The organism is Kineococcus vitellinus, assembly GCF_009906315.1.
In the GTDB taxonomy this organism is placed as follows: domain Bacteria; phylum Actinomycetota; class Actinomycetes; order Actinomycetales; family Kineococcaceae; genus Kineococcus; species Kineococcus vitellinus.
In genome coordinates this window covers 1-7,850 of the sequence record NZ_JAAALL010000208.1, presented here as the reverse complement: position 1 = coordinate 7,850, position 7,850 = coordinate 1, and the positions used below count along the sequence as shown (strand labels likewise).

At 76.4% G+C, this 7,850-nt stretch carries 8 protein-coding genes; 4 read left to right on the top strand and 4 right to left on the bottom strand.

What is annotated here, in order from left to right; genetic code table 11:
* Positions 1-126 precede the first annotated feature (126 nt).
* Both GTQ99_RS16420 and GTQ99_RS16415 read left to right on the top strand, forming a co-directional pair.
* Positions 127-651, top strand: a complete 525-nt coding sequence (locus GTQ99_RS16420; RefSeq protein WP_420814574.1) for a DUF1360 domain-containing protein — start codon at positions 127-129, stop codon at positions 649-651.
* A 43-nt stretch (positions 652-694) separates the two neighbouring features.
* Entirely contained in the window at positions 695-1,708 is a 1,014-nt protein-coding gene (locus GTQ99_RS16415) for an SDR family oxidoreductase (protein ID WP_166616809.1), read from the top strand.
* A 27-nt stretch (positions 1,709-1,735) separates the two neighbouring features.
* On the opposite strand, the gene GTQ99_RS16410 is transcribed toward GTQ99_RS16415, so the two are convergent.
* Positions 1,736-1,936, bottom strand: a complete 201-nt coding sequence (locus GTQ99_RS16410; protein WP_166616808.1) for a hypothetical protein — start codon at positions 1,934-1,936, stop codon at positions 1,736-1,738.
* 151 nt (positions 1,937-2,087) lie between these two features.
* Positions 2,088-2,849 (bottom strand): SDR family oxidoreductase, encoded by a 762-nt coding sequence (locus tag GTQ99_RS16405; RefSeq protein ID WP_338075044.1) that lies wholly within the window; start codon positions 2,847-2,849, stop codon positions 2,088-2,090.
* Between the two features lie 150 nt (positions 2,850-2,999).
* Here GTQ99_RS16405 and GTQ99_RS16400 point away from each other — a divergent pair, with 150 nt between their 5' ends.
* Both GTQ99_RS16400 and GTQ99_RS16395 read left to right on the top strand, forming a co-directional pair.
* Entirely contained in the window at positions 3,000-3,845 is an 846-nt protein-coding gene (locus GTQ99_RS16400; RefSeq protein ID WP_166616807.1) for a DNA-formamidopyrimidine glycosylase family protein, read from the top strand.
* 220 nt (positions 3,846-4,065) lie between these two features.
* Positions 4,066-5,001, top strand: coding sequence for a glycerophosphodiester phosphodiesterase family protein (locus GTQ99_RS16395; protein WP_205707632.1), 936 nt, complete (start codon positions 4,066-4,068; stop codon positions 4,999-5,001).
* Positions 5,002-5,011: 10 nt separating this feature from the next.
* Here the strand turns inward: GTQ99_RS16395 and hisS are convergent, their stop codons facing one another.
* Together hisS and GTQ99_RS16385 are read right to left on the bottom strand one after the other, a co-directional pair.
* Positions 5,012-6,286, bottom strand: a complete 1,275-nt coding sequence (gene hisS, locus GTQ99_RS16390) for a histidine--tRNA ligase (RefSeq protein ID WP_166616805.1) — start codon at positions 6,284-6,286, stop codon at positions 5,012-5,014.
* Between the two features lie 32 nt (positions 6,287-6,318).
* Positions 6,319-7,812, bottom strand: coding sequence for a mannitol dehydrogenase family protein (locus GTQ99_RS16385; RefSeq protein ID WP_166616804.1), 1,494 nt, complete (start codon positions 7,810-7,812; stop codon positions 6,319-6,321).
* Positions 7,813-7,850 lie beyond the last annotated feature (38 nt).

Sequence of the window (7,850 nt, the reverse complement as noted above, 5' to 3'; positions counted from 1 at the left end):
CGCGCCGACCCTCCACCACACGTCCCACCGCACGTCCCGCCCCGGCGGTCCCGGCCACGTGCGGCGGGACGTGCGGTGGGACGTGTGGTGGAGGGTCGGCGCGGGTACGGGGCGGCCATGAGCGACCTGCAGGACCTGCACCGACGGCTGCACGCCGTCCAGGACGGCTACCAGGGCGACGAGGAGCGCCCCCTCGGCGGTTTCCTCACCCTCATGGGCGTCTACGCGGGCGCCGTCGGCGGGGCGGGGCTGCTGGCCCGCGCCCGGGGCAGGTCGCTGCCGGAGCGCTGGAGCGCCGGGGACGTCGCCCTGCTGGCCGTCGCCACCCACAAGGCGACGCGCATCCTGGCCAAGGACGCCGTCACCTCCCCCTTCCGCGCCCCCGTCACCCGCTTCGCCGGCAACGCCGGCGACGGGGAGGTGATGGAGGAGGTGCGCGGCAGCGGGCTGCGCCACTCCGTGGGGGAGCTGGTGACCTGCCCGTTCTGCCTGGCGGTGTGGGTCTCCACCGGCTTCGTCGCCGGGGGCGTGCTCGCGCCACGGCTGACCCGCAGCGTCGCCGCGATGCTCACCGCCGTCTTCGGCTCCGACGTCCTGCACCTGCTCTACGACAGCGCCAAGCACCTGCCCGAGCGCGCCCAGCAGGGCTGAGCCCCGACTCGCCGCCCGGCGCCGGTGCTGCCAGGGTCGGGGGATGGGCCAGGCAGCGCACCGGGGAGTCGCCGTCGTCACGGGTGGGTCGGCGGGGCTGGGCCGCGCGGTCGTGCGCGAGCTCGCCGCCCGCGGCTGGGACGTGGCGGTGATCGCCCGCGGTGCCGACGGGCTCGCCGGGGCGGTCGCCGACGTCGAGGCCGCCGGCCGGCGCGCGCTCGCGCTGCCGTGCGACGTGGGCGACGCCGAGGCCGTCGACTCCGCCGCCAGCCGCGCGGAGGCGACGCTCGGGCCGATCGACTTGTGGGTCAACAACGCGATGGCGAGCGTCTTCGCCCCGTTCTGGGAGGTCTCCCCGGCCGACTTCGAGCGCGCCACCCGCACCACCTACTACGGCTACGTCAACGGGACCCGGGCCGCGCTGGCCAGGATGCGCCCGCGCGACCGCGGGGCGGTGATCCAGGTCGGCTCGGCGCTGGCCTTCCGCGGCATCCCGCTGCAGGCGGCGTACTGCGGTGCCAAGCACGCGATCCAGGGGTTCACCGAGAGCGTGGTCACGGACCTGCTGCACGAGGGCAGCTCCGTCACCGTCTCCACGGTCCACATGCCGGGCATGAACACCACGCAGTTCGGCTGGGTGCGCTCGAACCTGCCCAAGCACCCGCAGCCCGTGGCGCCGATCTACCAGCCGGAGGCGTGCGCGGCCGTCGTGGCCGACGTCGCCGAGCACCCGCGCCGGCAGACGTGGGTGGGGGAGTCCACCATCGGCACCATCGTGGGCAACCGGCTCGCGGCGCCGCTGCTGGACCGCTACTTGGCCAGGACGGGGGTGTCCGGGCAGCAGTCGGACATGCCCCGCTCGGCGATGGTGGGCGACTACCTGGACGCGCCCGTGCCCGGCGACCACGGCGCGCACGGCCCCTTCGACGAGCAGGCGCTCGGCGGCAGCCCGCAGGTCTGGGCGCTGCGCCACCGCCGGCAGCTGGGTGCCGGTGCCCTGGGGCTGGGCGCGCTGGGCGCCGGCGCGCTCGTCGCGGGGCTGCTGCGCCGCCGCTGACCCGACGCCGCCGACCCGACGCCGCTCTCAGCGCTCGCGGCGCGGGGAGCACCGGTGCACCCGCACGACGCCGGTGGCCACGGCCACGGACGCGGCCACGCAGAGCACCTGCACGAGGACCTGGCCGGCGCCGCCCGCGAGCACGGAGGCCGCGGCCAGCAGGCAGACGGCGACCACCCGGGCGTGCTCGCCCGGGCGGGCGGTGCGGGTGGGGCGCTTCGCGGTCACGGGGGACCTCCCTGCTCGTGCGGCCGGTCCGTCCGGCGCGCTGCTGCCAGCCTGCCGCCGCCCGCGGCCGGGGACCCGTGCGCCGGCGCACGAGTCCTGCCGCGTGCCGCACGGGTGGGGCATGACGGACGTCACGGTCCGCGCAGCGCGCTCAGACGATGCCGCCGTTGGCGCGCAGCACCTGCCCGTTGACCCAGCGGCCCCCGGGGCCGGCGAGGAAGGCGACGACGCGGGCGATGTCCTCGGGGGTGCCGAGGCGCTCCAGCGGCGGCTGGGCGGCCAGCCGCGCGATCGTCCCCTCGTCCTTGCCGTCGAGGAACAGGTCGGTCGCGGTGGGGCCGGGGGCGACGGCGTTGACGGTGACGTCCCGCCCGCGCAGCTCGCGGGCGAGGATCAGCGTGAGGGCCTCCACGGCGCCCTTGCTCGCGGCGTAGGCGCCGTAGGTGGGCAGCTGCAGGCCGACGACCGAGGTGGAGAAGGTGACGACCGCCCCGCCGGGGCGGGTGCGCCGGGCCGCCTGCTGGGCGACGACGAAGGTGCCGCGGACGTTGGTGCGGTGCAGCGCGTCCAGCTCGTCGAGGTCGAGGTCGGCGATGCTCGACAGCGCCAGCCGCCCGGCGGCGTGGACGACGACGTCGACGCCGCCGAACTCGCGCTCGGCGAGGTCGAACAGGTGCGCGACCGCGTGCTCGTCGGCGACGTCGGCCTGCGCGGCGACCGCCCGGCCGCCGGCGCCGGTGATCTCCTCGACGACCTCGGCGGCGGCGTCCGCGGAACCGGCGAAGCCGACGACGACGGCCTGCCCGGCGGCGGCGAGGGTGGTGGCGACGGCGCGGCCGATGCCGCGCGAGGCGCCGGTGACGACGGCGACGCGCCCTGCGGTGGCGGTGGTGGCGGTGGTGGGCGTGGTCACGGGTCCTCCGGTGGTTATCGATGGTATGAGCTGAACATTTCGTTGCTCTCGACCGTAGCACCGCCGTCCGATCAGTGCTAGCTCACCGGCGTACCGCTGATCGGCGGGGCTCGGCTCGCGCGGCGCCCCCGCGTGCCGCACGGTGGGGACGTGCCGGAGGGGGACACCGTCTACCGCGCCGCGCGCCGGCTCGACGCGCGGCTGCGCGGGGCCCGCGTCGAGCGCAGCGACCTGCGGGTGCCGCGGTACGCCACCGCCGACCTCGCGGGCGCGGTCGTCCTGGGCACCGCCAGCCGCGGCAAGCACCTGCTGACCCGCTTCGCCGTCGGCGACAGCGCCCTGCCCGAGCCCACGACCCTGCACACCCACCTGCGCATGGACGGGGAGTGGACGGTGCTGGCACCGGGCAAGCAGCTGCCGCGCCGGCTCGAACCCGACGTGCGGGTGCGGCTGGCCACCGACGGGGGGACGGCGCTGGCGCTGCGGATGCCCGTCGTCGAGCTGCTGCCCACCGCCCAGGAGCACACCGTCGTGGGGCACCTGGGCCCGGACCTGCTCTCCGAGGAGCTGCCGGTGGACGCCGTCGTCGCCGAGGCGGTCCGCCGCCTGCGCGAGCGGCCCGAGCGCCCGCTGAAGGCCGCGCTGCTGGACCAGCGCAACCTCGCCGGCATCGGCAACCTGTGGGCCGACGAGCTGTGCTTCCTGCGCGGGCGATCGCCGTGGACGCCGGCGGGCGAGGTCGACCTGGAGCGCGCCGTGCGGCTGGCGGTGAAGATGCTGCGCTTCTCCGTCAGCGCGCACGGCGCGCCGCAGGTCACCACGGGCGACGTGCGCCCCGGCCGCCAGCACTGGGTCTCCGGGCGGGCCGGGGAACCCTGCCGGCGCTGCGGCACCCGGATCGAGGTGCTGGCCGAGGTGCCGGGGGACCCCGAGCGGCGGCGCACCTGGTGGTGCCCCTCCTGCCAGCCGGGCCCCCAGCCGCCGCCCGCGCCCTGACCGGGCCCGGTGGGGGCGGGTCGCCGCGGCGGGTGAACGGCGGGTTGCCCCGCTGGAGAACCGGCCAGGCGACGGTGAACACTCGGTGACCGTTGCGCCGGACGGCGCTCGCGGCCGCGGGCGGGGGCGGGGGCCGACCTAGTGTCGGAGTCGTCCCGTTCCCCCGTGACCGCCGGGCAGCGCCCCGCCGGTGAGCACGGACTCCCGTGGAGGACCGACGGTGCCCGACCGCCCGCTCGTCATCGCCCACCGCGGCTACTCGGCCGCCGCCCCCGAGAACACCCTCGCCGCCTTCGAGGCCGCGCTGCGCGCCGGGGCGGACCTGCTCGAGCTCGACGTCCGCCTCGACGCCGACGGCGAGGCGGTCGTCCTGCACGACGCCAGCCTGGAGCGCACCACCGACGCCCCCGGCGCGGTCGGCGGCGTCGGCGGCGCGCTGCTGCGCACCGTCGACGCGGGCTCCTGGTTCGCGCCCGCCTTCAGCGGGCAGCGGGTGCCGACGCTGGCCGAGGTGGCGGCCACGGCCGGCCGCTTCCCGGGCGCCGGCCTGCTCGTGGAGTTCAAGGGCGTCTGGTCGCCGGCCGCCGCGGCGGGCGCCGTGGCGGCGCTGCGCGCCGCGGGCGTCGCCGGGCGCAGCGTCGTGCAGAGCTTCGAGGAGGAGACGGTGGCGGCGCTGCGCGACGTCGCCCCGGACGTGCGCCGCGCGCTGCTCGTCCTGCACCCGGACCCGCAGACCTCGCTGGCCGACGTCCTGCAGGACCCGCTGACGGGCATGTCCTCGGTGCCGGGGGTGGCGGCCGAGCAGGCCCGCCGGGCCGTCGCCGACCTCGGCGTCGTGGCGGTCAACCCCCACGTGGCGTGCCTGGTGGCCAGCCCGCACGTCGTCGCCGAGTACCACGCGGCCGGGGTGCGCACCTGGCCCTACACGGTGGACGAGCCGCACCTGTGGGACGACCTGCTGCGCCACGGCGTCGACGGGCTCATCACCAACGACCCGGGCCGGCTGCGCGGGTTCCTCGACGCCCGCCAGGTGCGCGCGGCGCAGGACGGCCCGCCCGAGGACCGCGCCGAGCTCACCCGCGCCGCCGCGCTCCAGGGCCGCGCCGCCCCGCGCCTGCTGCCCGCACCGCGCCGGCGCGGGCTGGCCTCGGCCTGAGGGCGGGGGGTCAGCTCGCGCTGAGCGGGGCGACCTCGCCGAACTCCAGGCGGCCGTCCTCGCCGAGGCGGGCGCGGACCACCTGGCGGTAGCCCTCCGCCACCAGCGCGTCGAACAGCGGCTGCATGCGCTTGGCGGCCCTGACCAGCGCCACCCGGTGCCCGGCGGCGACGAGCTCCTGCTGCTTGCGCAGCAGCTCCCCCGCCGGGGCGCCGGCCGGGTGCACGAGGGCGACCGCCCCCGCGCCCGGGTCGGGCACGACGACCTCGTCGACGATCCGCTCGAAGCCGATGGAGAACCCGCACGCGGGCAGGTCGCGCCCGCTGAAGCGGCCGACCATGGTGTCGTAGCGGCCGCCGCCGGCGATCGAGGAGGAGCTGCCCGGCATCGACATCTCGAAGATCGGGCCGGTGTAGTAGCCCATGCCGCGCACCAGGGTCACGTCGAAGCGCACGTCGAGGTCGGGGGCGGAGACGGCGAGGGCGTCGGCGATCTCGCGCAGCCGGGCCACGACCTCGGCGGGCACGGCCTGCGGCAGCGCCGCCTCCAGCGCGCCGGGGGTGCGCACGTCGCTCAGCGGCAGCAGCGCGGTCAGCCACTTCTCCAGCGCGGCCACCGCGTCCTCGGCGAACTCCTTGGCGCGCAGCTCCGCCAGCACGCCGTCCAGGCCCACCTTGTCGGCCTTGTCGACGGTGATGAGGACGCTGCCGTGGTCGGCCTCGGCGAACCCGCAGCCGGTGAGCAGGCCCGTCAGCACGCCGCGGTCGTTGATGCGCAGCGTCGTGCCGCTCAGCCCCAGGCGGGTCAGCGCGGTGTGGGTGGCGGTGACGAGCTCGACCTCGGCCAGGGTGCCGGGTTCGCCGACGACGTCGATGTCGCACTGCACGAACTGGCGGTAGCGGCCCTTCTGCGGCCGCTCGGCGCGCCAGACCGGCCCGATCTGCAGCGCCTTGAACGGCATCCGCAGCGCCGTCGCGTTGGAGGCGACGTAGCGGCTCAGCGGCACGGTGAGGTCGAAGCGCAGGCCGAGGTCGGCGGCCTCCGCGGGACGCAGCACCTCCTGCGGGTCCAGGCCGCGGCGCAGGACCTTGAAGAGCATCTTCTCGTTCTCGCCGCCCTGGCCGGACTCCAGCCGGGACAGCTCCTCCAGCGCGGGCGTCTCGACCTCGTCGAAGCCGAAGGAGCGGTAGACCTCGCGGATGACGTGCAGGGCGTGCTCCCGGCGGGCCTTCTCGACGGGCAGGATGTCACGCATGCCCCGTGCGGGGACCACCTTCGACGCCATGGCCCCATCGTAGGGGCCCCCGCACGGCCTCCTCAGCGGGCGACGAGCGCCTCCAGCGTCGCGCGCGCGCCCCTCTCGTGCAGCGAGGCGAGCGTGGCGGTGTACTCGGCCACGAAGCGCTCGTCGTCGACGAGGTCGCCGAAGAGGGTGCGGTCGGCGATGAACGCGGTCGGCTCCGCGCGGTTGCGCTGCGCGGCGGCGACGACGCGCTCGGCGAGGCGGTCGGCGACCTCGATCGGCTCGCCCTGCTCGTCGACGCCCTCGGCGTAGCGCGCCCAGCTGGCGACGACGGCGGCCCCGCGGAAGAACTCCCCGCCGCTCGCGAGCTGGTGGCGCACCACCGGCAGCAGCCACTTGGGGATGCGGTCGGAGCTCTCGTTGCACAACCGGGCCACGGTGTCGCGCACCTCGCCGTTGGAGAAGCGCACGATGAGCTCGTCGCAGTAGGCCTCGAGGTCCATCCCCGGCACGGGCGGGACGCTGGGAACGCCCTCGCGGGCCATGTAGCCGCGCAGGAACCGCTCGAACAGCGGGTCCTGCACGACCTCGTGGACCAGCCGGTAGCCGGCCAGGTGCCCGAAGTAGCACAGCGCCTGGTGGCTGGCGTTGAGCAGCCGCAGCTTCATGAGCTCGTACGGCTCGACGTCCTCGACGACCTGCACGCCGACCTCCTCCAGCGGCGGGCGGCCCAGCGGGAAGTCGTCCTGCACGACCCACTGCGTGAACGGTTCGCAGACCACCGGCCAGGCGTCCTGGACCCCGAACCGCTCGCGCACCTCGGCGCGGTCCGCGTCGGTGGTGCCCGGGGTGATGCGGTCCACCATGGTGTTCGGGAAGGCCACGCGGGTGTCGACCCAGGCGCCCAGCTCGGCGTCCCTGGCGGTGGCGAAGGCGACGAAGGCGTGCCGGGCGAGGTCGCCGTTGCCGGGCAGGTTGTCGCAGGACATGAGGGTGAACGGCGTCACGCCCCGCTCCCGGCGCCGGCGCAGCGCCTCGACGACCAGGCCGAAGGCCGTGCGCGGCACGGCGCCGTCGGCGAGGTCGGCGGCGACGCCGGGCTCGTCGAGGAGGAACTCGTGCGTCACCGCGTCGATGTTGTAGCCGCCCTCGGTGATGGTGAGGGAGACGATGCGGATGCGCGGGTCGGCCATCGCCTCGATCGCGGCGTCGGGGTCCTCCGGGGCGAGCAGGAAGTCCAGGATCGAGCCGACGACGCGGGGTTCGCGGGTGCCGTCGGGGTGCTTGAGGACGAGCGTGTAGAGGCCGTCCTGGGCGTCCATGACCTCCTTCATGCGCGCGTCGTGCGGCAGGACGCCGATCCCGCGGATGCCCCAGTCCAGCGCCTGACCGGCCTCCATGAGGCGGTCCAGGTACATCGCCTGGTGCGCGCGGTGGAACCCGCCGACGCCGAGGTGCACGATGCCGGGCGTCACCTGCGAGCGGTCGTAGGTGGGCACCGGCACCCGCTCGCCGACGGCGGCCAGGGTGGCGGAGCTGAGCGGGACGGCGGTGGTCGTGGAGGTCACGGGCGGGGCTCCCGGGGTTTCGAGGCCGTGGCTGGGGT